Source organism: Streptomyces sp. NPDC018000 (assembly GCF_044328025.1).
In the GTDB taxonomy this organism is placed as follows: domain Bacteria; phylum Actinomycetota; class Actinomycetes; order Streptomycetales; family Streptomycetaceae; genus Streptomyces.
In genome coordinates, this window is sequence record NZ_JBIRGM010000003.1 from 1 (window position 1) to 22,472 (window position 22,472).

A 22,472-nucleotide genomic window follows, 5' to 3' on the forward strand; every position below is an offset into this window, starting at 1 on the left:
GTTGATAGGCCAGATGTGGAAGCCCGGTAACGGGTGGAGCTGACTGGTACTAATAGGCCGAGGGCTTGTCCTCAGTTGCTCGCGTCCACTGTGTTAGTTCTGAAATAACGAACGGCCGTGTTTGTTCCGGTGTTGGTTAATTTCATAGTGTTTCGGTGGTCATTGCGTTAGGGAAACGCCCGGTTACATTCCGAACCCGGAAGCTAAGCCTTTCAGCGCCGATGGTACTGCAGGGGGGACCCTGTGGGAGAGTAGGACGCCGCCGAACTCCTTTTCGGGAAAGCCCCGTGCCCTTGTGGCACGGGGCTTTTCTGCGTTCACGAGGTTCGCCGGGAGGGCCCTTCCCGATGAGTGAATTCTTTGACGTGAAAGGTGAGTCAGAGGCGCCCCGCTCCCTTGAGGGCCAGGTAGGCGTCGGCGACAGCCGGGGCGAGGTTGTCCGGGGTGGCATCGATGACCACCGCGCCGTGGCGCTGGAGCTGCTCTGCGGTGCGGAGTCGCCTCGCTTGCGCCTGTGCGCTGGCTGCGGCCTCGTAGATCGCGTCCACGGTGCCCCTGGCTCCTGCCATCTGTTCGATGTGTGGGTCGGCCACTGAAGCGACCAGCACCGTGTGGCGCTGGGTCAGTCGGCGGAGGACGGAGAGCAAGCCTTCTTCTACGGGCGCCGCGTCCAGACTGGTGAGGAGCACGATCAAGGAGTGACGAGGAGCGCTGGCAAGCACGGCAGCGCTGAGACCGCGGGCGTCCGTTTCCACGAGTGCGGGTGTGATCGGCGCCAGTGCATTCACCATGGCCGACAGGACTTCTCCCGCGGACCTGCCCTGGATCTGGGCGCGGACGCGGCGGTCGTAGGCGAGCAGATCGACGCGGTCGCCTGCCCGCGTAGCAAGCGCTGTGAGGAGCAGGGCCGCGTCCAGAGCGGCGTCGAGACGGGGCATGTCACCGACACGGCCCGCCGAAGTACGGCCGGTGTCCAGGACGACGAGGATGTGACGGTCCCGCTCGGGGCGCCACGTGCGCACTGCGACCGCGGACTGACGTGCCGTGGCCCGCCAGTCGATGGACCGCGTGTCGTCGCCGGGCACGTAGGCACGCAGGCTGTCGAACTCCGTGCCTGCTCCACGAGTGAGGACGCTGGTGCGGCCGTCCAAATCGCGCAGCCTGGCGAGGCGGGACGGTAGGTGCTTGCGGCTGGTGAAGGGCGGCAGAACACGTACCGTCCACGGGACCTTGTGATTCCCCTGGCGGGCCGCAAGCCCCAGAGGCCCGAACGAGCGCACGGTGACGCGTTCTGCTCGGCGATCACCGCGCCGTGCCGGTCGTAGGAGCGTGGTCAGCCGGCGGCGTTCCCCCGCTGGGATCGTCAGCGTGTGACGGGATGATGCCTGCTCCGTGCCGGTGGGCCAGCTGCTGGGTGGCCAGGCGTCGCGGAGGTGTGCCCGCAGGCGGCGACGGGAAGGATTGGTTACGGTGAGTTGCACTTCGGCGACCTCGCCAAGTCGAACAGTTGTGTCACCGGATCGAGTGAACTGAAGGGTTCGCACTGGCGCAGCCAGGGCGTAGTCGCACAGAATTGCTAGAGACAGCGGTGCATTGACCGCGAGCATGCCCGTCCAGCTGGGGGCCAGAATCCCTACAGGGAGTGACCCCAAGGCGGCCAGCAAGGCGGTACGTCCGGTGAGGGCCACGGTCACCGCCTCATCGGGGTACGGGGACGTGGGCGAGGACTGCGGTGATGACGGAGTCGGGAGTGACTCCCTCCATCTCTGCCTCGGGCCGCAGTTGGATTCGGTGGCGAAGCGTGGGGAGTGCCAGGGCTTTCACGTCATCCGGGATGACGTAGTCACGGCCGGTGAGCCAAGCCCAGGCACGGGCTGTCGACAACAGAGCGGTGGTGCCTCGGGGAGAGACGCCGAGAGAGAGCGAGGGGGATTCGCGCGTGGCACGACAGATATCGACGACGTAGCCGGCGATCTCGGGGGAGACCTTGGTCTGGACAACTGCGTTGCGGGCGGCTTCCAGATCGGCCGGGCCCGCGACGGGGCGGATGCCCGCTGACCTGAGGTCGCGCGGATTGAAGCCGTCGGAATGACGGGTGAGTACGTTGATCTCCTCGTCGCGGGACGGCAACGGCACCGTCAGTTTGAGGAGAAACCGGTCCAGTTGGGCCTCGGGGAGCGGGTACGTGCCCTCGTATTCGACGGGATTCTGCGTGGCGGCAACGAGGAAGGGCTCGGGCAGTAGCCGTGGGGTTCCGTCGACGGTGACCTGGCGCTCTTCCATCGCTTCCAGGAGGGAGGACTGCGTCTTGGGAGGGGTTCGGTTGATCTCGTCGGCGAGAAGCAGGTTGGTGAAGACAGGGCCGGGCTGGAAGGAGAACTCTGCCGTGCGGGCGTCGTAGACCAGTGAGCCGGTGACGTCGCTGGGCATCAGGTCGGGGGTGAACTGGACACGCTTGGTGTCGAGTTCGAGTGAAGCCGCGAGAGCCCGGACCAAGAGGGTCTTGGCCACGCCGGGGACGCCTTCGAGAAGGACATGGCCTCGGCAGAGAAGAGCGACGACGAGCCCGGTGACTGCTGGGTCCTGGCCGACTACGGCCTTGGCGATCTCGGAACGCAGCGCTTCCAGGGATCCGCGGGCTGTCTCGCTGTTCCCGACGGTCTCGGTAGTCCCGGCAGGCACTGGGGGCGGGGCGCTCATGATGTGCGTACCTCTCTTTCGAGGGCGTCGAGTTGGTCTGCCAGATGTACAAGAGCGGCGTCGTCGGACGGGGTGGGGCCGAAGAGCAGGGTTTGAAGGTCGTTGCCTGTGGTGCTGAGACAGGCGGAAACGGCAGGGATGAGTGTTGCGGGGGAGTCGGCATTACGTGGGGAGACGCCGATGAGTGGGGCGATGCGGGTGCGGGTGGCGGCGCGCAGTGAGTCGGCGGCCCGGTCACGGGCATTCGCCCTGCGGTAGAGGCGGGCTCGGCCTTCGGTGGATTCGGAGGCGCGGATGGCCACGGGCAGCCGCTCGACCACCAGCGGGCCCAGGCGACGGGCGCGCCAGATGGCGGCGAGCACGGCGGCGAGTGCGAGTTGCAGGGTGCCCCACAGCCAGCCCCGTGGAATCAGGTCGACGAAGCTGCGGTCGTCGTCGGAGCCGTCCCCGCTGCCCTCGGCGGCAGCGGAGGTATCAGCGAGCGAGGGGAGGTACCAGACCAGATGCGGGCGGGAACCAAGCAGTTGCAGGGCCAGGGAGGCATTGCCCTGTTTTCCGAGCCGTTCGTTGTGGAGAAGGTCGGGGGAACCGAGGAGAACGGTGTCACCCGCGCCCTGCTCGACCAGGAGCAGGGTGGGGAGGCCGTCGCTCGGGAAGCAGGCGGTGGTATCGAGGCCGTCCGAGGCGTAGTGGAAGCCCCCCGTTTCGACATCGCCGGCCTTGCGGGCGGCGGGCAGGGAGCACTGAGGGGCGCGGGTGGCTACCGGTCCGGCGGACTCCGCGCGGACACCGGGGACCAGTGTGCCCACGGAGGGAGGGCCCGCCGCGAGAAGGACGGTGCGGCCGGCGGAGTGGTCGGTCGTGGCACGGAGTTCGCTCTGCTGGTGCGGTGTCAGCAGATTGGGGGAGGCGACGAGCAGCGTGGTTTCGGGGCCGACCCGGGTTGTGGCCTCGTCGAGCGTCGTGACCACGTGAACGGAGACGCCACGCTCCTTGAGGAGCTCAGCGATGGCCCGGCTGCCGTGGCGGTCGGCGGAACGGGGGTCGAGGCGGCCGTGCTGGTCACCGGAGCGCACGGTTGCCAGCGTGATGCCGGCAGCGAGGAGTACGAGGAGGGCGAGCAGCAGGCCGCGGATGCGGATCCAGATCTGGTGCGGGGCGAGGGATGCCGAGGTGGTGGGGGCGGGGGTGACCTCGGTCATTCGGCTGCTCCGTGGGCCGCGGCTGTCAGGAGGGGCTTGGCGGTTTCGAGATCGAGGTCCAGAGCTTGTATGTCCAGATACGCCTGCTGGTCTGCAGTGCGGCCGCCGTACGTGACATCGTCGAATTCTCTGGCGGCGGCGTGGAGGCGCCTGGCGTGTGCGGGCAGTGGACGGCCCGCTTCGGCAGCGGCCTCGTCGGCGGTGCGCCCGGGGCGGGGGTCGAGCAGGGCGCGCTCCTCCAGGGAACGGACAATGGCGCGCATGCGCTCCTGGACCGCCTCGGTCCAGCGGTGGGCGGCGGCGTGGGCTTCGGCGGCCGTGCGGTGTTCGGCCGCGCTGCGGGGGCGGTCGTCGAAGAGGGCGTCTGCGGAACGCACGGTGCGGTGCGGGGTGCCCAGCCGCCACCAGAGTGCGGCGGCCAGGCCGATGACCACCAGCACGAGCACGGCAAGACCGAGTGGGCCCCCTGGTGCGGCGCCGGAAGCCGCGTTCAGGAGTTCGCCGATCCAGCTCCAGAGGCGGTCGAGGCCGCGCTGGAAGAGGTTGGGATCGTTCTCGTGGTACATCGGTTTGGACAGCTCGTGCTTCGCGGCCTCGCGGGCGGGGACACGTGGAGTGTCCACGGGTATGTCACTGCTCGCTTGGATGAGTAGTCGTGCTGCTGTTGTGCCCCCCGCCCCCGACACGGCATCACCTCCTGGTGTCGTATCCGGGCAAGCCCGCTGCCCGGGCGAGCTCGAGGTCGAGTGCCTCGCGGCGGATGCGCTGATCGATGTAGAGCAAGGCCATCACGCCGGCGAAGAGGGGGTAGGTGATCGTGGCAGTGATCACCTGACCGATGCCGGAGACGATCAGGAACGGCCAGCCGAAGTCCATGGAGCCGTCCGTCAGGAAGGAGCCGATACCGCCGTCCACAGCCATCGCGATGAAGCTGAACGGGGTGCCGATGATCACGCTCACGATGAGAGTCAGCAGCCGGGTGAGCACCAGGATGCCGAAGATCCGCCACCATGCGCCCCCGACCAGCTTGGCGGAGCGGCGCATGGAGGTCGTGATCGATTGCCGCTCCAGCATCAGCGCCGGCGAGGCGAGACAGAAGCGGACCATCACCCAGATGACGACGACGAATGCGGCCAGGAGTCCAATGAAGACGAGCCCGGCGCCTGCGGCGGAGCCGACCAGCATGCCCGGCAGCACGCCCACCGTCATGATGACGGCGCTGATCAGGGCGAGCAGCAGAGCCAGACCCAGCAACTGAGTAAGCCGGGGCCGGGCCTCGGCCCATGTATCGGAGAGCGTCACCGGGCGGCCCAGCACCGAGCGGCTGATCACCACGGTCAGTACGGATGTCGTGATCAGCAGGGCGATCATGGTGATGAGCAGGGACGGCACATTGCTGACCAGTGCCGACTGAGCCGAGTCGGCGGCTTGCCGGAGTGCCTCCGAGCCGGTGGCGTTCGGGTCGATCGCTGCGGGTTCCGGCAGCAAATAGCGTTGCACGAGGATGATGGCGATCTGGGCGATCACGGACATGGTCAGCGTGATACCGAGGACCGTGCGCCAGTGGGCCCGCATCGTGGAGACCGCGCCGTCGAGGATCTCGCCGACACCGAGTGGCCGGAGCGGGATGACACCGGGCTTGGCCGCGACGGGCGACTGCCCCCAGCCGGAGCCGTGCGGCCCGCCTCCCCAGCCAGGGCCGCCCTGAGGTCCCCCGCCCCAACCGGGGGCGGGGGGCGGTGCGTCGGGACCTGTGCCGGGAGCGCCCGGTGGGGACCACTGCCCTGCGGGCGGCTGCGTGGGAGACCAGTTCCCTGCTGGGCCGCTGCCGTCGACGGGCTCGGAAGGCCGGGGGCTGCCTGCCCCCTGGTCTTCGGAGGAAGCAGATCCGGGCGAGGCCCAGCCCGGAGTGTCGTTCATTCTCGCTCCTTCACGGTCCTGTCCGCTCATCGGGGCGGCAGGTTGGCAGCCATCGTGCCACGCGTTGCTCCGGTACGGGCCTGGCGCTGTATTTCCTTCGTACCTTCATTTGTGGGTGGCTCACGGGGCAGACTGGGCGGATGGCTGATCAGGACGCGCAATCGCCGGTGGACATCGCGCCTCCCGCGCTTCCCGTACTTCGCTGGGACGAGCTTCCGGATAGTCCCGTGCTGGTGCTCCTCGACCAGACTCGGCTGCCTGCCGAGGAGGCCGAGTTGGTGTGCACCGATGTGCTCGCGCTGGTGCAGGCGATTCGAACGCTGGCGGTGCGCGGGGCGCCGTTGCTGGGCATCGCAGGGGCCTATGGTGTGGCTCTGGCAGCGGTGCGGGGAGACGATGTGGCGCAGGCCGCAGAGTTGCTGGAGCGGGCGCGGCCCACCGCGGTGAATCTCGGTTACGGGGTGCGGCGGGCTGCCGGGGCGTACCGGGCGGCTGTGGAGAGGGGGGCGGATCGGGGGCGGGCTGCGGCGGTGGCCCTGGCCGAGGCCAGGGCGCTGCACCGGGAGGATGCCGAGGCCAGTGGGCGTATGGCGCGGTACGGCCTTGCCCTTCTGGACGAACTGCTGCCCGGTGGCGGGCATCGGCTGCTGACCCACTGCAATACGGGGGCGCTCGTCTCGGGTGGTGAGGGCACTGCCTTCGCGGTGGCACTCGGGGCACACCGGGAGGGGCGGCTGCGCCGGCTGTGGGTGGACGAGACGCGCCCGCTGCTGCAGGGGTCCCGGCTGACCGCGTACGAGGCCGCGCGCAATGGCATGCCGTACAACTTGCTTACGGACAACGCCGCAGGTTCGCTGTTCGCCGCAGGGGAGGTGGATGCCGTGCTCATCGGGGCGGATCGCATTGCGGCGGACGGGTCGGTGGCGAACAAGGTGGGGAGCTATCCGCTGGCTGTGCTCGCGAAGTACCACCACGTACCGTTCGTCGTGGTGGCGCCGACCACGACCGTGGACCTGGACACCGCGGACGGGGCATCGATCACTGTGGAACAGCGGCCGGGGCATGAAGTGACGGAGCTCATATCCCCGCAGATCCAGGTGGCAGGAGGGGAAACCGCCGGATTGCTCATCGCGCCGGAGGGAACGCCGGTGTACAACCCCGCGTTCGACATCACACCGCCGGAGCTGGTCACGGCGATCGTCACGGAGGAGGGCACAGTTTCCCCGGTCACGGGGGTCGGACTGGCAGAGCTGTGTGCCAGATCATCACAGGTAACGATTAGCTAATGGGATGATGTCGATTATGAAGGGACGCGTCCTTGTCGTCGACGACGACACCGCACTGGCCGAGATGCTCGGGATTGTGCTGCGTGGTGAAGGGTTCGAGCCGTCGTTCGTAGCGGACGGCGACAAGGCACTTGCCGCATTTCGTGAGGCCAAGCCGGACCTGGTCCTGCTGGATCTGATGCTGCCCGGCAGGGATGGCATCGAGGTCTGCAGGCTGATCAGGGCCGAGTCGGGTGTGCCGATCGTCATGCTCACTGCCAAGAGTGACACGGTTGACGTGGTGGTGGGCCTGGAGTCCGGGGCCGACGACTACATCGTCAAGCCGTTCAAACCTAAGGAGTTGGTTGCCCGGATCAGGGCACGTCTGCGGAGGTCCGAGGAACCGGCGCCGGAGCAGCTGGCCATCGGGGATCTGGTCATCGATGTGGCCGGTCACTCGGTGAAGCGGGAGGGACAGTCGATCGCCCTCACTCCGCTGGAGTTCGACCTGCTGGTCGCACTCGCCCGTAAGCCGTGGCAGGTCTTCACCCGTGAGGTACTGCTGGAGCAGGTCTGGGGATACCGCCACGCTGCCGACACCCGGCTGGTGAATGTGCATGTCCAGCGCCTGCGCTCCAAGGTCGAGAAGGACCCGGAGCGGCCCGAGATCGTGGTGACCGTCCGAGGCGTCGGTTACAAGGCCGGGCCGAGCTGAAATGCCCCTGAGTAGCGCTGCTCCGCAGCCCGGGGAGCCGGGAGTCCGTGCGGAGCGGGCTGCCGCTCCGGGACACAAGGCGTCCCGGGTCGGACTTCTGCTGCGGGGGGGCCGGTTGTTCCACGACCGGGCGCCCGGCGGCCTTGTGCCGCGACTGCTGATGCGCTGGGTACGGCGTCCGCTGCTGCCCGCCGTGCGGCTTTGGCGACGCAACCTCCAGCTGCGGGTCGTCGCGGGCACGCTGCTCATGTCGCTCGGTGTGGTGCTGCTCCTTGGTCTGGTCGTGATCGGACAGGTGCGCAACGGCCTGCTCGAAGCGAAGGGCAAGGCTGCTCAGACCCAGGCCGCCGGCGGTTTCGCGGCGGCCCAGGAGAAGGCGAACGCCCCGCTCGCCCCCGGTGGGCAGGGCGGCGATGCGGCGGACGGCACCTCTGCCAACAACTCCTGGCGGACGGAGCTCGTCGATCAGCTCGCCAGTGGCGGCAAGAACGCCTTCCACGTCGTGGCGCTCAGCGCCGACGAGGGCACCCGTGCGCCGCGAGGCTCGGGCAGTGTGGAGGCGGCGAGCATTCCACAGCGCCTGCGGGACTCCGTGAACAAGGGCCCGGGAGCGTACCAGACGTACTCCATGATCCAGTACGCGAACGGCCAGGAGGAGCAGCCTGGGCTCGTCGTGGGCAAGCGGCTCTACGACATCGACCACAATCCGTACCAGCTCTACTACCTCTTCCCGCTGACGCAGGAGGAGAAGTCATTGATGATGATCAAGGGCACGCTGGCGACTGCGGGACTGTTCGTGGTCGTGCTGATCGGGGCCATCGCCTGGTTCGTGGTGCGGCAGGTTGTCACGCCGGTACGGATGGCGGCGGGTATCGCCGAGCGGCTCTCCGCAGGCAGGCTCCAGGAACGGATGAAGGTCACCGGCGAGGACGACATCGCACGGCTCGGTGAGGCCTTCAACAAGATGGCGCAGAACCTGCAGCTGAAGATCCAGCAGTTGGAGGAGCTGTCCCGGATGCAGCGGCGTTTCGTCTCCGACGTCTCCCACGAGCTGCGGACGCCGCTGACGACCGTACGGATGGCCGCCGATGTCATCCATGAGGCCCGCAGCGACTTCGATCCCGTGACGGCGCGTTCAGCGGAGCTGCTCGGGGATCAGCTCGACCGGTTCGAGTCGCTGCTCTCCGATCTGCTGGAGATCAGTCGGTTCGATGCGGGCGCCGCCGCGCTGGAGGCCGAGCCGATAGATCTGCGGCAGGTCGTACGGCGGGTGATCGGCGGGGCCGAGCCGCTGGCCGAGCGCAAGGGTACCCGGATCAGGGTGGTCGGCGACGAGCAGCCGGTGATCGCGGAGGCCGACGCGCGGCGGGTCGAGCGCGTCCTGCGCAACCTTGTGGTCAACGCCGTCGAGCACGGCGAGGGCAGGGACGTCGTGGTGCGGATGGGGGTGGCCGGAGGTGCGGTCGCCGTGGCCGTCCGGGACTACGGCGTGGGGCTCAAGCCCGGCGAAGCGACGCGGGTGTTCAACCGTTTCTGGCGGGCCGACCCGGCTCGCGCACGGACAACCGGCGGTACCGGACTCGGACTGTCCATCGCCGTGGAGGACGCCCGGCTGCACGGCGGCTGGCTACAGGCATGGGGCGAGCCGGGCGGTGGTTCGCAGTTCCGGCTGACTCTGCCGCGCACGGCGGACGAACCGCTGCGCGGTTCGCCGATACCACTGGAACCCGAGGACTCCCGGAGCAACCGGGAGAACCAGGAGCGAGCCGCGGCCGCTTCCACGACCGGGAGCGAGCACCGGCTGACGGCAGTGCCGTCCCAGCCCGGTGGCAACGACCGGTCCGCGCTGCCCGTACCCGCGCGTGCCCCCGTGGTCTCCCGGACGGCGCCGGCCTCGGTGCATCCGGCGGCCCTGCCGGGCAGCGGCGCACGGGTGGTCGCGCGCGCCGCCGAGGACCGGCCGGACGGCGATTTCGACTCTGCAGTGCAGGACCCGGAGCGGGGGGACACGAATCGTGGGCGCTGACCGTCGTAGGGACGGCCACGGAGGCGCGCTGGGGCTGCTCGCGCTGGTCGGATGCGGTGTCGTACTGCTGTCCGCGTGCGGCTCGATGCCCGTCACCGGGGATGTCAAGGCTGTCGACGCCTCGCAGCCCGGTGACTCCCAGGTGCAGGTGTATGCCGTGGCGCCGCGCGACAACGCCACCCCCAACGAGGTCGTCGACGGCTTCCTGGAGTCCATGACCAGTGATGACTCGAACTTCAGGACGACCCGCAAGTACCTGACGAGGAAGGCAGCCAGTACCTGGAAGCCGAGCGCGTTCACGACGGTGCTCACCAAGGCGCCGAACCGGAGCGACCGCCCGTCCCGCGACAACGGCCCAGGCGCCAAGGAGATCACCTACACCCTGACAGGTGAGAAAGTGGCAACGGTCGACGCCCAGAGTGCCTATCAGCCGCTCGCGCCCACGCACTACGACGAGAAGCTGCGTCTGGTGAAGGAGAACGGGCCGTCGGGCAAGGAGTGGCGCATCGACAGTGTGCCGGACGGCCTTCTGCTCGGGCAGTCGGACTTCAAACGTCTCTACCGCTCTGTGGACAAGTACTACTTCGCGGCGGGGGGGACGCCGGAGCAATCGACCCTGGTTGCCGACCCCGTGTATCTCCGCAGCCGGACGGATCCTGTCACAGGGATGGACACCGTGACACAGGCGGTCCGCAGCCTCCTGGCAGGGCCGACCAGTTGGTTGCGACCGGTGGTCGACTCCCGCTTCCCCGCCGGTACGACGCTGAAAAAGGGCGTCACCTCGCTGGCCCCCGACGACCGCAACGTACTGGAGGTCCCGCTCAACAGCCGGGCGGACAACGCCGGACAGCGCGCCTGCCGCATGATGGCCTCACAGGTCCTCTACACCCTGCGGGACCTGACGTCCGCACGGGTCGAGCAGGTCGAACTGCAGCGCTCCGACGGCTCCCCGCTGTGCGTCCTCGGGACGGACCAGGCGGAGGAGTTCGCCCCTGACGGTTCATCGAGCGGGCCGGACAGCCAGTACTTCATCGACGGCAAGGGGCATGTGGAGCGAATTCCCGGCAGTACCAAGGGCAGTGGCACCCCGGAGGCGGTGGCCGGTCCGCTCGGCGACGGGCCGGAGCCGATGGGCGCGGTCGGTGTGGCCAGGGACGAGCAGTTGGCGGCGGCGGTCACGCGCGACAAGGCGGCCCTCTACGTGTCGTCCATCGTCTCGGGCGGCGAGCTTCCCGCGGCCGCGGTGACCAGCAAGGCCCAGGATCCGAACAACCGTCTGTCCGTGCCGAGTTGGGATGGAAGGGGCGACCTCTGGGTGGCCGACCGGGATCCCGACAACCCCAGATTGCTGAGGCTGACCGGTGGTGTCGGCAAGCCGCAGAAGGTCAGCGTGCCGAGCTTGGACGGCGGGCGCATCGAGGCGCTGCGGATGTCCGCGGACGGAGTGCGGATCGCGCTCCTGGTGACGCAGGATGGCCACAACACGCTGAAGATCGGCCGGATCGAGCGGAGTGGGCCGGAGACGGAGCAGAAGGTCTCGGTGGTGGATCTGCGGCAGGCCGCACCGCAGCTGACGGATGTGACGGCGATGTCGTGGTCGGGCCCGAGCCGTCTCGTGGTGGTCGGCAAGGAGCAGGACGGCGTGCAGCAGGTGCGCTATGTGCAGGCGGACGGTTCGACGCCCGCGTCGGGTGTTCTGCCCGGTGTGAATCAGGTGTCGTCGGTCGCGGCGGCGGACGACGAGCAGTTGCCGCTGATGGCGGTCACGTCGAGCGACGGGATAGTGAAGCTGTCGCCGGGTGACAACTGGCAGACGGTGGTCAAGGAAGGCTCGTCGCTGGTCTATCCGGGCTGAGGTCCCACAAGGCCGCTCCCGCGTTTTCCACAGGGGTGGCCCGGCCCCTTCGGGGAGGGCACAGTGGAGTCATGCGGGGATGGTGGCGGGAGATCTCCGGACTGGTCCTGCCGGTGTCCTGCGGTGGCTGCGGCACGCCGCGTACCGAACTGTGCGAGGAATGCCGTTCGGAGCTGTACGGCGGGGTACCGCGCAGGGTACGGCCCGTGCCGGAGCCCGCGGGCCTACCGGTGGTGCATGCCGCCGCCGCGTACGAGAACGCGGTACGTGCGGTGCTCCTGGCCCATAAGGAGCGGGGTGCACTGGGGCTGGCGGGAGCGCTCGGCAAGGCGCTGGCGGGGGCTGTACGGGCCGGGACGGGGCAGATGGACACCGGGCCGCTGCTGCTCGTGCCCGTGCCGTCGGCGCGGCGGGCCGTGGCAGCGCGGGGGCATGATCCGATGCGTCGGATCGCGCTGGCGGCCGCAGGCGAGTTGCGGCGCGGAGGCACCCGTACCCGGATGGCCGCGGTGCTCCGGCAGCGGCGGCCAGTGGCCGATCAGGCGGGGCTGGGAGCCCGGCAGAGACAGGCGAATCTTGCCGGGGCACTGGAGGTCGTAGCCGGGGGCGAACGGCTGCTTGCCGCTGGACGGGTGGTACTGGTGGACGACCTTTTGACGACCGGTGCCTCGCTGGCCGAGGCAGCCCGGGCGATCGGGGCAGCGGACGGGCGCAAGGGTGCCCTGCCCGGCAGCGGGCAGGCGGCCGTTGTCGCAGTATCTCCGTCGGCTTTTGAAAGAAACCGGAACTGCCTGTGAGCTCGGATCGTTGCAGGTAGTGACTGGGTGAAAACACCTGAACGGAGGTACGTGCGAGTAGCGGGTGCCGACATCCGGCCGGGCAGGCTATGTTCGGTTGTGAGGAATGGTGAATGCCGGACCTCGATGAATGCACCACTAGGTTTCGGGCAGGCAAATCACCCGTAGTCCAGAAGCAGAGGATTCGGTGGGGTGGAGACCCTGCCGATGGGGGAGGAGGAGGTGGAAGTCACCGAGTCCGCGGCTCCGGTTACCACCGGGGCCTGGTGCAAAAAGGGAGATGCTCCGCCCATGAGCGGAGTGATCCGGGAACGGAGTTCTGCGTGGACATCGTCGTCAAGGGCCGCAAGACCGAGGTGCCCGAGCGGTTCCGCAAGCACGTGGCCGAGAAGCTGAAGCTGGACAAGATTCAGAAGTTCGACGGCAAGGTGATCAGCCTCGACGTCGAGGTGTCCAAGGAGCCGAACCCCCGTCAGGCCGACCGTTCCGATCGAGTGGAGATCACGCTCCGCTCGCGTGGACCGGTCATCCGGGCAGAAGCGGCCGCAGGCGACCCGTACGCAGCGCTGGACCTGGCCACCGGCAAGCTGGAGGCGCGGCTGCGGAAGCAGCACGACAAGCGCTACAGCCGTCGTGGCAACGGCCGGATTCCCGCTGCCGAAGTCGCCGAGACCGTGCCGGGCACGGCATCGTTCAACGGCGAGGGTGATCTGGTCGGTAACGAGGCGGCTCAGTCCGTACCCACCACCAGGTTCGGCTCGCTGGAGGTACAGGGCGAGGGTCCGCTGGTGATGCGCGAGAAGACGCACGTTGCCGCACCGATGTCGCTCAATCAGGCGCTCTACGAGATGGAGCTGGTCGGGCACGACTTCTATCTGTTCGTCGACTCCGAAACGAAGGAACCCAGCGTCGTCTACCGACGGCACGCCTATGACTACGGTGTCATTCACCTGAGGACCGATCCGCTGGCCGCCGACGAAGCGGGTGGCGCGGGCGGTGCGCTCGGCGGCTGACGCCACACTTCTGCGGTGCCCCTGGAGCGCCTGTGCGCCCCCCAGGGGCACCTGTATGCGGCCACAGGATCAACCGCTCCGACGTCCAGGCGTGAAATCATGTCGTCCCAAGCCAACCGGTGCTCTGTGAACTGCCGTTGGCGGACAGTTTGTGAACTTCAGGCCATGGCCTTCAGGGGGAGGAACGATGGCGGACACCTTCGGGCCCGTGCGCGATGCTAATGATGTCGACGGCGCTGCCGATACCGAGGCGTCGGACAGTGGTTCCTGCAAGGAGCCGATCCGGGTCCTCGTGGTGGACGACCACGCGCTCTTCCGCAGAGGTCTGGAGATCGTCCTCGCCCAGGAGGAGGACATCCAGGTCGTCGGCGAGGCTGGTGACGGGGCGGAGGCGGTCGACAAGGCGGCCGATCTGCTGCCCGACATCGTGCTGATGGATGTGCGGATGCCCAAGCGCGGCGGCATCGAGGCCTGCACGTCGATCAAGGAGGTGGCCCCCAGCGCGAAGATCATCATGCTGACGATCAGCGACGAGGAGGCCGACCTCTACGACGCGATCAAGGCGGGCGCCACCGGCTATCTCCTCAAGGAGATCTCCACGGACGAGGTGGCCACCGCGATTCGCGCGGTCGCCGACGGGCAGTCCCAGATCAGCCCCTCCATGGCGTCGAAACTGCTCACCGAGTTCAAGTCGATGATCCAGCGGACCGACGAGCGCAGGCTGGTGCCGGCGCCGCGGCTCACCGACCGGGAGCTGGAAGTGCTGAAACTCGTTGCTACGGGCATGAACAATCGCGATATCGCGAAGGAACTGTTCATTTCCGAGAACACCGTGAAGAACCACGTCCGCAACATTCTGGAGAAACTGCAGCTGCACTCCAGGATGGAAGCCGTGGTCTATGCCATGCGGGAGAAGATCCTGGAGATCGGATGACCGCTCCCATGACGGGACCGGACAGGACGACGCAGGGTAAAGGGACGGGAATGCGCGCTCATGCCAGAGCGCGGGCGATTTCCTGGGCCAGCGGCCCGCGCAGCTCCGGCGCGTCGACCCGCTCCAGCCGGATATCCGTACAACCGACCCAGGACGCGGCCTCCAGCAGCGCCTCGGCCATCGGCGTCACGGCCTTCCTGCTCTCCAGGGACACCTGGCGGGCGACCAGCGTGCTGCCCTCACGCGCCGGATCGACGCGGCCCTGCAGCTTTCCGCCCGACAGCAGAGGCATCGCGAAGTAACCGTGTATCCGCTTGGGCTTGGGGACGTAGGCCTCCAGACGATGGGTGAAACCGAAGATCCGCTCGGTGCGTGCCCGCTCCCAGACCAGCGAGTCGAACGGCGACAACAGGGTCGTACGGTGCCGCCCGCGCGGCTCCGTAGCCAGTGCCGCCGGGTCCGCCCAGGCCGGCTTCGCCCAGCCCTGCACCGTCACCGGCACCAGGCCGGAGTCCGCCACCACCGCGTCGAACTGCTCACCCTTGAGCCGGTGGTAGTCCGCGATGTCCGCGCGGGTGCCGACCCCCAGGGACTGTCCCGCGAGCGCGACCAGCCGTCGCAGGCACTCCGCGTCGTCCAGATCGTCGTGCAGCACGGCATCGGGCAGGGCGCGCTCGGCGAGGTCGTACACCCGCTTCCAGCCGCGCCGCTCGGTACACACCACCTCGCCGTACATCAGGGCGCGCTCGACGGCGACCTTCGACTCCGACCAGTCCCACCACTCCCCGCCGTTCTTCGCGCCGCCCAGCTCGGTCGCCGTCAGGGGGCCCTCGGTACGCAGCTGCTTGATCACCGTCTCGTAGGCGCCGTCCGGCAGGTCGTGGTGCCAGTGGGGGCGCGAGCGGTAGGCGCGGCGGCGGAACGCGAAGTGCGGCCACTCCTCGACCGGCAGGATGCAGGCCGCGTGCGACCAGTACTCGAAGGTACGGCCACCCGACCAGTACGCCTCCTCGACCGTGCGCCGGCCGACCGCGCCGAGGCGCGCGTACGGAATCAGTTCGTGCGAACGCGCGAGCACCGAGATCGTGTCGAGCTGTACGGCACCGAGATGCCGCAGCACGCCTGGAACCCCGGCCCGGCGGGCCGGAGCGCCCAGGAAGCCCTGGGCGCGCAGGGCGATCCTGCGCGCCTGATCGGCGGAGAGTTCGGCGGCGGGAGGCGGCGCAGACGTCATGCCCCGCACCCTAGAGGGAGGCACTGACATCCGGTCGTGGCGTTCTCCGAGGCGGCAAAGAGAGGCCGTGAGTCATGTGGTGGCGGGCAGGTAGGCGTGGGTGCCTGGCAGGCCGAGATCGGACGGGAGCAGCGAACCCACCCACGCGTCGCGCCGGACGCCCTTGTTGAGCAGCCCCGACCGCTGCTCGCCCTCCATCCGGAATCCCGCCCGCAGCGCCACGGCGCGCGAGGGGGCGTTGCCGACCTCGGCCCGCCATTCAAGCCGGTCAGCGCCGAGCGAGGTGAAGGTCCAGCGGGCGGCGGACAGCACCGCCTCCGTCATGCAGCCGCGGCCGCGGTGCTGCTTGGCGGTCCAGAACCCCACCTCGTACGTGCCCGGAAGGTTGCGGCGATTGATGCCGAGCGCGCCCGCCAGGGCCCCGCCTTCGCGCAGGACCACCGCGAAGTTGTACATGGAGTCGTCGCGCCAGCCGCCGGGGGACAGCTCGCCCGCGAAGAGCTCCGCGTCGGCTCGGCCGTACGGCGAGGGCACGACTGTCCAGCGCTGGATGTCCGGGTCCTGACAAGCAGCGTGGATCTCGTCCACGTCCCCGATCGTGAAAGGGCGCAGCAGCAGTCGCTCGGTGGTGAGGGTGATCGGCTCCATGTGCGGATTCTGGCGAGATGCCGGCCGTGAAGCGAACACTTTTCGGACTTCCCGGCACCTTCGGAGCCCCCCGGCCGTTGACTCGGAGGGGATGACGGAGCCGACGCGGCGGCAGCCCTCCCGGCGCGGTGGGGTCCTCGCTTACGATGGCCGTTGCGGTGGGGCCCACCTGCCGTGCCCGTGCCAGAGTCCATACACGACCCAGTGCCAGGCCCGACCGGCAAGGAGACCAGCCTCAGTGTCCGTCTTCAACAAGCTCATGCGTGCAGGCGAAGGCAAGATCCTGCGCAAACTGCACCGCATCGCGGACCAGGTCAGCTCCATCGAAGAGGACTTCGTCAACCTCTCCGACGCCGAGCTGCGGGCGCTCACCGACGAGTACAAGGAACGGTACGCGGACGGCGAGAGCCTGGACGACCTGCTCCCCGAGGCATTCGCAACCGTCCGTGAGGCCGCCAAGCGGGTCCTCGGACAGCGTCACTACGACGTCCAGATGATGGGCGGCGCAGCTCTGCACCTCGGCTATGTGGCCGAGATGAAGACCGGCGAGGGCAAGACCCTGGTCGGTACCCTGCCGGCGTATCTCAACGCACTCTCCGGCAAGGGCGTGCACCTGATCACGGTCAATGACTATCTGGCCGAGCGCGACTCCGAGCTGATGGGCCGGGTCCACAAGTTCCTCGGCCTGACCGTCGGCTGCATCATCGCCAACATGACGCCGGCCCAGCGCCGTGAGCAGTACGCCTGCGACATCACGTACGGCACGAACAACGAGTTCGGTTTCGACTACCTCCGCGACAACATGGCGTGGTCCGCGGACGAGCTCGTCCAGCGCGGCCACAACTTCGCCGTGGTCGACGAGGTCGACTCGATCCTCGTCGACGAGGCCCGTACGCCGCTGATCATCTCCGGCCCGGCCGACCAGGCCACCAAGTGGTACGGCGACTTCGCCAAGCTGGTCACTCGTCTGACCAAGGGCGAGGCGGGCAACCCGCTCAAGGGCATCGAGGAGACCGGCGACTACGAGGTCGACGAGAAGAAGCGGACCGTCGCCATCCATGAGTCCGGCGTCTCGAAGGTCGAGGACTGGCTCGGCATCGAGAACCTCTACGAGTCGGTGAACACCCCTCTCGTCGGGTACCTCAACAACGCCATCAAGGCCAAGGAACTCTTCAAGAAGGACAAGGACTACGTCGTCATCGACGGCGAAGTCATGATCGTCGACGAGCACACCGGCCGTATCCTCGCCGGCCGCCGCTACAACGAGGGCATGCACCAGGCGATCGAGGCGAAGGAAGGGGTGGACATCAAGGACGAGAACCAGACGCTCGCCACGATCACCCTGCAGAACTTCTTCCGCCTCTACAGCAAGCTTTCCGGTATGACCGGTACGGCGATGACCGAGGCCGCCGAGTTCCACCAGATCTACAAGCTCGGTGTGGTGCCGATCCCGACCAACCGGCCGATGGTCCGTGCCGACCAGTCGGACCTGATCTACCGCACCGAGGTCGCGAAGTTCGCCGCGGTCGTCGACGACATCGCGGAGAAGCACGAGAAGGGCCAGCCGATCCTGGTCGGCACCACCTCGGTCGAGAAGTCCGAGTACCTCTCGCAGCAGCTCTCCAAGCGCGGTGTCCAGCACGAGGTCCTCAACGCCAAGCAGCACGATCGTGAGGCGACGATCGTCGCCCAGGCCGGCCGCAAGGGCGCGGTCACGGTCGCGACGAACATGGCCGGACGAGGCACCGACATCAAGCTCGGCGGCAACCCCGACGACCTCGCCGAGGCGGAGCTGCGTCAGCGCGGCCTCGACCCCGTCGATCATGTCGAGGAGTGGGCGGCCGCGCTGCCCGCCGCGCTGGAGAAGGCCGAACAGGCTGTGAAGGCGGAGTTCGAAGAGGTCAGGGAGCTCGGCGGGCTCTACGTCCTGGGCACCGAGCGGCACGAGTCGCGCCGTATCGACAACCAGCTGCGCGGTCGTTCCGGCCGTCAGGGCGACCCGGGCGAGTCCCGCTTCTATCTTTCGCTCGGCGACGACCTGATGCGGCTGTTCAAGGCGCAGATGGTCGAGCGCGTCATGTCGATGGCCAATGTGCCGGACGATGTGCCGATCGAGAACAAGATGGTGACGCGGGCGATCGCATCGGCCCAGTCGCAGGTCGAGCAGCAGAACTTCGAGACGCGTAAGAACGTCCTGAAGTACGACGAGGTGCTCAACCGGCAGCGCGAGGTCATCTACGGCGAGCGTCGCCGGGTCCTGGAGGGCGAGGATCTGCAGGACCAGGTCCTCCATTTCATGGACGACACGATCGACGACTACATCCGCCAGGAGACCGCCGAGGGCTTCGCCGAGGAGTGGGACCTGGACCGGCTGTGGGGTGCGTTCAAGCAGCTCTACCCGGTGAAGGTCACCGTGGAGGAGCTGGAGGAGGCGGCAGGCGACCGGGCCGGGATCACCGCCGAGTTCATCGGCGAGTCCATCAAGGACGACATCCACGAGCAGTACGGCGCGCGCGAGAAGCAGCTCGGCTCGGACATCATGCGTGAGCTGGAGCGGCGTGTGGTGCTGTCCGTCCTGGACCGCAAGTGGCGTGAGCACCTCTACGAGATGGACTACCTCCAGGAGGGCATCGGCCTCCGTGCCATGGCGCAGAAGGACCCGCTGGTCGAGTACCAGCGCGAGGGCTTCGACATGTTCAACGCCATGATGGAGGGCATCAAGGAGGAGTCCGTCGGCTACCTGTTCAACCTGGAGGTCCAGGTCGAGCAGCAGGTCGAGGAGGTGCCGGTGCAGGACGAGGCCGAGCGGACCTCGCTCGCCAAGGAGGACCTCGTGCCGGCGGCGCGTCCGGAGATCCGGGCCAAGGGGCTCGATGCTCCGCAGCGTCCGGACCGGCTGCACTTCTCCGCTCCCACGGTGGACGGGGAGGGCGGGGTCGTCGAGGGCGACTTCTCCAACGGTGACGGTGGGGTCGCGTCCGGGTCGGACGGGTTGACTCGGGCGGAGCGGCGCAAGGCGCAGAAGAATGGTGGGGGTGGGCGGCGCCGCAAGAAGTAGCGGTGGCGCCGGCGCTGTTGGCGCCGGTGGGTTTTGGCTGGGGCCGGACACCTTTTGCGGGTGCCGGCCCCGGCTTTTTCTGGGCCCCTGGTGCGGCGACCCCACGGCCCGGGGCCCCCAGGCCGCGGGGCACGGGCCACGGGGCGCGTGGGGTGGGTGGGTGCCTTTGGCGCGGATGGTGTGCCATTGCGCGGGGCTGTTCTCTCCTCCGGTGGTACGCGGGGCTCCCTCCGGCCCCGGGGGGCTTCCCCCCTGGCCCCGCTGTTCGCGCGTCTGAGGGGCGTGGGAGGTCCTGGGCCGGGCGTTTACCGGGTGGGCGTTGCCTGGAGGTGTTCGTCGCCCAGTTCCACTGCCGCGCAGCGCCAGCGGAGGTCCGTACCTTGTTCCAGGCGGAAGGCCATGGCCCTTACCTGTTCGCCCGCTGCGATGCTCGCGCAGGCCTCCACCACGCCCGGAGCCGGCTGGGCGCCGTGGCACATGCGGATGACCGGGCGGGCGCCGCGGGCCCTGAGGGGGGTGCGGGGGGCCAGTTCGGCCAGTTGGTCGTATGCCTCGCCGATGGTGTGTCCGAGCATCCAGTGCACCGGGCGCTGGCCGCTGAGCACCGCCAGGAGGCGCTCGGCGAACCAGTGGTGGGGGCGGACGCGTCGGGGAGTTCTCGCTCGTTGCGGTGGTACGGACTCGGGCCTGCGCTGGTCGTGTCGTCCGCTGGGCCGGGTCCTGTTCGTGCTCATCGTTCATCGCCCCCGTGCTTCAGAGGCCCGGCCGAATACCGGGCGGTAACTTCTGCTGTGGACCTTCTACGGCGACGGCGGGGGCGGTCGCAAGCGCCGATGGGGCGCCGGACGTGATCTGGAGAAATCACCTATCCGGGTGATGCACCCGGTGCCGAGCGGGGTGCGAGGAAGGCGTAGGGAGGGTGAGAGACGGTTGCGGGGTGGACGGGGCAGCAGTGGTGCAGGTAACTCCAAAGGGGGACGTCGCACGTATCCTGAGGGCGTTTCCGACTACGAAAGCGGCCAGCCATGCGCGTGTACGTCCCCCTGACGCTCTCCGGTCTCGCAGCGGCGCACAAGGCCGGCGAGATCGGTCCCGGTCCGCTGACCGCCTATGCGGTGACCCCCGGACTGCGCGAGTGGTACGTCTCCGACGACATCGAGGAGCTGGAGTACGCGGCGCTCAACCGGGCCGCTTCCGCCTCGCTGCGTCTGATCGCCGGGAACCCCGACGCGGTCCGCCGGCGGGTCGTCGTCGCCGTCGACGTACCGGACGGCGCGGCCGTGGCCGACCCGGACCGCAGCCTCGACTCGTCCTCGCTCGGCGAGGTGCGGATCGCGTCCTCCGTGGCGCTGACCGAGGCCGCCGCTGTGCATGTCGACGGGGACGACGCGGAGAAGGACGTCACGGCCGCCGCGGCCGCGCTGGGCGCGGCGGACCTCGGTGACGACGACGCTCAGTTCACCGTGGACGGCGCCGAGGACCACGAGTTGCTCTGGTTCGGCATTCAGGAGATTCCGAATCTGATCGGATAAGTCAGATAAGGGGGAGAGGAAGAGGGAAAAGGGCGGTGGGGATGCTGCCCCTGCTCCTGACCGGGTGTCGGACCCGGCGGGTACTTTCTTGGGTATGGGGACGCATCGGAAGCACCGCACACATCTGGTCTGGGACTGGAACGGCACGCTGCTCGACGACAACGCCGCGGTCGTCGGCGCGGCCAACGCCGCGTTCGGTGAGGTCGGCCTGGAGCCGATCACGCTGGAGCAGTACCGCGAGATGTACTGCGTCCCGATCCCCCGCTTCTACGAACGGCTGATGGGCCGGCTGCCCACGGAGGCCGAGTGGGAGCGGATGGACGGGATATTTCACCGGCATTACACCGAGCAGCGGGCCGCCTGCGCTCTCACCGAAGGTGCCGAGGAGCTTCTCGTGCAGTGGCAGCTGGCCGGGCGCAGCCAGTCCCTCCTGAGCATGTACGGACACGACCAGCTGGTCCCCGTGGTCCGGGGGTACGGCATCGAGCGGCACTTCGTACGCGTCGACGGGCGCACCGGGCCTTCCGGCGGCAGCAAGGCCCGGCACATGGAGCGGCACATCGCCGCGCTGGACGGGGTGTCCCCGGAACACACGGTGGTCATCGGCGATGCGGCGGACGACGCCGTGGCCGCCGCCCATGTCGGTGCGAAGGCCGTGCTCTACACCGGCGGATCGCACAGCAGAGCCAGTCTGGAGGCGGCCGGGGTGCCGGTCGTCGACAGCTTGGCCGAGGCCACCGCTCTCGCCGAGCGGATGGCTGGATAGGAAGGCCGCAAGCGCCGTCAGGTGGTTACCGGGGCCTTGGTGCGGAGCACCTTCAGGAATTCGCGCATCCATGCCGAGTGGTCCGGCCACGCACGGGACGAGATCAGGGTGCCGTCGACCACCGCCTCGTGGTCCTCGAAGACGGCGCCCGCCGTCTGCATGTCGAGCTCCAGGGCGGGGTACGCGGTGACGCGCCGGCCGACCAGTGCGCCGACCGCCGCCGTCATCAGCGGGCCGTGGCAGATCTGGGCCACCGGCCGGTCCGAGTCGAAGAACGCCTTGAGGATCTTGCGCAGCTCGGCGTCGTTGCGCAGATACTCGGGGGCCCGGCCGCCCGGGACGACCAGGGCCACGTAGTCTCCCGGGGAGACCTCGGAGAAGGCCAGGTCGGCGGGCCAGGTGTAGCCGGGCTTCTCGGTGTACGTATCGAAGCCGGGCTCGAAGTCGTGGACCACGAAGCGGAGCGTCTTGCGGGAGGGGGCCGCGATATGGACGTCGTAACCCTCCTCGCGCAGCCGCTGGTAGGGATAGAGGACTTCCAGGGACTCGGCGGCGTCGCCGGTGACGATCAGGATTTTCGGTGCCATGGCGGGGCTCCCACGGTTCGTCGGCCTGTTCCGTCTACCAGAGTGCGGCAATGCGGGCCGACGCGCTGTCCAGAGTGTCAAACTTCGGGGCCATCTTTTATACACAAACGGCTCGTGACGGTTACGGGGGCGGGCGAGATAGCCTGGACCCCGTGATCAGCGCGATACGCCTCGGGGGCAGCGAAGCCCCCGGCCTGCGCCCGGAGTGCCACAGCACCCG

Annotated in this window: 19 protein-coding genes and 1 rRNA gene; 11 read left to right on the forward strand and 9 right to left on the reverse strand. The window is 68.5% G+C overall.

Annotated features, from left to right (window positions below; translation table 11 throughout):
- Positions 1–151: 151 nt before the first annotated feature.
- Positions 152–268 (forward strand): 5S ribosomal RNA (gene rrf, locus ACH4EW_RS08515).
- A gap of 109 nt (positions 269–377) precedes the next feature.
- Here the strand turns inward: rrf and ACH4EW_RS08520 are convergent.
- From ACH4EW_RS08520 to ACH4EW_RS08540, 5 genes are read right to left on the reverse strand one after another with little or no spacing between them, the layout of a single operon-like run.
- A complete protein-coding gene (locus tag ACH4EW_RS08520; protein ID WP_398254730.1) occupies positions 378–1,688 on the reverse strand; it encodes a DUF58 domain-containing protein in 1,311 nt (436 codons plus the stop codon).
- A 10-nt stretch (positions 1,689–1,698) separates the two neighbouring features.
- Positions 1,699–2,700 carry an AAA family ATPase gene (locus tag ACH4EW_RS08525; protein WP_398253376.1) on the reverse strand — a complete coding sequence of 334 codons (1,002 nt, stop codon included), beginning with the start codon at positions 2,698–2,700 and terminating at the stop codon, positions 1,699–1,701.
- Positions 2,697–3,902 (reverse strand): DUF4350 domain-containing protein, encoded by a 1,206-nt coding sequence (locus tag ACH4EW_RS08530; RefSeq protein WP_398253378.1) that lies wholly within the window; start codon positions 3,900–3,902, stop codon positions 2,697–2,699. The genes ACH4EW_RS08525 and ACH4EW_RS08530 overlap by 4 nt, the downstream gene beginning before the upstream one ends.
- Complete coding sequence (locus ACH4EW_RS08535) at positions 3,899–4,588, reverse strand: DUF4129 domain-containing protein (RefSeq protein ID WP_398253380.1); 690 nt, start codon at positions 4,586–4,588, stop codon at positions 3,899–3,901. Before ACH4EW_RS08535 ends, ACH4EW_RS08530 begins: the two co-directional genes overlap by 4 nt.
- Positions 4,589–4,592: 4 nt before the next feature.
- Positions 4,593–5,822 (reverse strand): hypothetical protein, encoded by a 1,230-nt coding sequence (locus tag ACH4EW_RS08540; RefSeq protein WP_398253382.1) that lies wholly within the window; start codon positions 5,820–5,822, stop codon positions 4,593–4,595.
- Positions 5,823–5,962: 140 nt separating this feature from the next.
- On the opposite strand from ACH4EW_RS08540, the gene mtnA reads away from it, so the two are divergent.
- From mtnA to ACH4EW_RS08575, 7 genes are all read left to right on the forward strand, one after another.
- Complete coding sequence (gene mtnA, locus ACH4EW_RS08545) at positions 5,963–7,108, forward strand: S-methyl-5-thioribose-1-phosphate isomerase (protein WP_398253384.1); 1,146 nt, start codon at positions 5,963–5,965, stop codon at positions 7,106–7,108.
- A 4-nt stretch (positions 7,109–7,112) separates the two neighbouring features.
- Positions 7,113–7,802: a two-component system response regulator MtrA gene (gene mtrA / locus ACH4EW_RS08550; RefSeq protein ID WP_187438793.1), complete on the forward strand. Its 690-nt coding sequence runs from the start codon at positions 7,113–7,115 to the stop codon at positions 7,800–7,802.
- Between the two features lies 1 nt (position 7,803).
- Positions 7,804–9,828, forward strand: a complete 2,025-nt coding sequence (gene mtrB, locus ACH4EW_RS08555; protein WP_398253386.1) for an MtrAB system histidine kinase MtrB — start codon at positions 7,804–7,806, stop codon at positions 9,826–9,828.
- 85 nt (positions 9,829–9,913) lie between these two features.
- Positions 9,914–11,683, forward strand: a complete 1,770-nt coding sequence (locus tag ACH4EW_RS08560; RefSeq protein WP_398254733.1) for an LpqB family beta-propeller domain-containing protein — start codon at positions 9,914–9,916, stop codon at positions 11,681–11,683.
- Between the two features lie 71 nt (positions 11,684–11,754).
- Positions 11,755–12,480, forward strand: a complete 726-nt coding sequence (locus ACH4EW_RS08565) for a ComF family protein (RefSeq protein ID WP_398253388.1) — start codon at positions 11,755–11,757, stop codon at positions 12,478–12,480.
- A gap of 323 nt (positions 12,481–12,803) precedes the next feature.
- The gene (gene hpf / locus ACH4EW_RS08570) at positions 12,804–13,493 is read left to right on the forward strand and encodes a ribosome hibernation-promoting factor, HPF/YfiA family (protein WP_398253391.1); all 690 of its coding nucleotides are present in this window, start codon (positions 12,804–12,806) and stop codon (positions 13,491–13,493) included.
- A gap of 187 nt (positions 13,494–13,680) precedes the next feature.
- On the forward strand, positions 13,681–14,427 hold the full coding sequence (locus tag ACH4EW_RS08575; protein ID WP_398253393.1) for a response regulator: 747 nt from the start codon (positions 13,681–13,683) through the stop codon (positions 14,425–14,427).
- Between the two features lie 58 nt (positions 14,428–14,485).
- Here the strand turns inward: ACH4EW_RS08575 and ACH4EW_RS08580 are convergent, their stop codons facing one another.
- Positions 14,486–15,661 carry a winged helix-turn-helix domain-containing protein gene (locus ACH4EW_RS08580; protein WP_398253395.1) on the reverse strand — a complete coding sequence of 392 codons (1,176 nt, stop codon included), beginning with the start codon at positions 15,659–15,661 and terminating at the stop codon, positions 14,486–14,488.
- A gap of 72 nt (positions 15,662–15,733) precedes the next feature.
- Positions 15,734–16,309 (reverse strand): GNAT family N-acetyltransferase, encoded by a 576-nt coding sequence (locus ACH4EW_RS08585; protein WP_398253397.1) that lies wholly within the window; start codon positions 16,307–16,309, stop codon positions 15,734–15,736.
- A gap of 238 nt (positions 16,310–16,547) precedes the next feature.
- Between ACH4EW_RS08585 and secA the strand changes: the two genes are divergently transcribed.
- Positions 16,548–19,367 (forward strand): preprotein translocase subunit SecA, encoded by a 2,820-nt coding sequence (gene secA / locus ACH4EW_RS08590; protein WP_398253400.1) that lies wholly within the window; start codon positions 16,548–16,550, stop codon positions 19,365–19,367.
- A gap of 305 nt (positions 19,368–19,672) precedes the next feature.
- On the opposite strand, the gene ACH4EW_RS08595 is transcribed toward secA, so the two are convergent.
- Positions 19,673–20,101, reverse strand: coding sequence for an Rv3235 family protein (locus ACH4EW_RS08595; protein WP_398253403.1), 429 nt, complete (start codon positions 20,099–20,101; stop codon positions 19,673–19,675).
- Positions 20,102–20,392: 291 nt separating this feature from the next.
- Between ACH4EW_RS08595 and ACH4EW_RS08600 the strand changes: the two genes are divergently transcribed.
- Together ACH4EW_RS08600 and ACH4EW_RS08605 are read left to right on the forward strand one after the other, a co-directional pair.
- Entirely contained in the window at positions 20,393–20,899 is a 507-nt protein-coding gene (locus ACH4EW_RS08600) for a DUF6912 family protein (RefSeq protein ID WP_398253405.1), read from the forward strand.
- Between the two features lie 94 nt (positions 20,900–20,993).
- Entirely contained in the window at positions 20,994–21,665 is a 672-nt protein-coding gene (locus ACH4EW_RS08605) for an HAD family hydrolase (protein ID WP_398253407.1), read from the forward strand.
- A gap of 17 nt (positions 21,666–21,682) precedes the next feature.
- On the opposite strand, the gene ACH4EW_RS08610 is transcribed toward ACH4EW_RS08605, so the two are convergent.
- Positions 21,683–22,252 carry a DJ-1/PfpI family protein gene (locus ACH4EW_RS08610; protein ID WP_398253410.1) on the reverse strand — a complete coding sequence of 190 codons (570 nt, stop codon included), beginning with the start codon at positions 22,250–22,252 and terminating at the stop codon, positions 21,683–21,685.
- Positions 22,253–22,472 lie beyond the last annotated feature (220 nt).

Excerpts from the sequence above, each read along its gene's own strand:
- ACH4EW_RS08525 (WP_398253376.1), bottom strand. The coding sequence starts at position 2,700 with ATGAGCGCCCCGCCCCCAGTGCCTGCCGGGACTACCGAGACCGTCGGG.
- ACH4EW_RS08530 (WP_398253378.1), bottom strand. The coding sequence starts at position 3,902 with ATGACCGAGGTCACCCCCGCCCCCACCACCTCGGCATCCCTCGCCCCG.
- ACH4EW_RS08540 (WP_398253382.1), bottom strand. The coding sequence starts at position 5,822 with ATGAACGACACTCCGGGCTGGGCCTCGCCCGGATCTGCTTCCTCCGAA.
- mtnA (WP_398253384.1), top strand. The coding sequence starts at position 5,963 with ATGGCTGATCAGGACGCGCAATCGCCGGTGGACATCGCGCCTCCCGCG.
- mtrA (WP_187438793.1), top strand. The coding sequence starts at position 7,113 with ATGATGTCGATTATGAAGGGACGCGTCCTTGTCGTCGACGACGACACC.
- mtrB (WP_398253386.1), top strand. The coding sequence starts at position 7,804 with ATGCCCCTGAGTAGCGCTGCTCCGCAGCCCGGGGAGCCGGGAGTCCGT.
- ACH4EW_RS08560 (WP_398254733.1), top strand. The coding sequence starts at position 9,914 with ATGCCCGTCACCGGGGATGTCAAGGCTGTCGACGCCTCGCAGCCCGGT.
- ACH4EW_RS08565 (WP_398253388.1), top strand. The coding sequence starts at position 11,755 with ATGCGGGGATGGTGGCGGGAGATCTCCGGACTGGTCCTGCCGGTGTCC.
- ACH4EW_RS08575 (WP_398253393.1), top strand. The coding sequence starts at position 13,681 with ATGGCGGACACCTTCGGGCCCGTGCGCGATGCTAATGATGTCGACGGC.
- ACH4EW_RS08580 (WP_398253395.1), bottom strand. The coding sequence starts at position 15,661 with ATGACGTCTGCGCCGCCTCCCGCCGCCGAACTCTCCGCCGATCAGGCG.
- ACH4EW_RS08585 (WP_398253397.1), bottom strand. The coding sequence starts at position 16,309 with ATGGAGCCGATCACCCTCACCACCGAGCGACTGCTGCTGCGCCCTTTC.
- ACH4EW_RS08595 (WP_398253403.1), bottom strand. The coding sequence starts at position 20,101 with ATGAGCACGAACAGGACCCGGCCCAGCGGACGACACGACCAGCGCAGG.
- ACH4EW_RS08600 (WP_398253405.1), top strand. The coding sequence starts at position 20,393 with ATGCGCGTGTACGTCCCCCTGACGCTCTCCGGTCTCGCAGCGGCGCAC.
- ACH4EW_RS08605 (WP_398253407.1), top strand. The coding sequence starts at position 20,994 with ATGGGGACGCATCGGAAGCACCGCACACATCTGGTCTGGGACTGGAAC.
- ACH4EW_RS08610 (WP_398253410.1), bottom strand. The coding sequence starts at position 22,252 with ATGGCACCGAAAATCCTGATCGTCACCGGCGACGCCGCCGAGTCCCTG.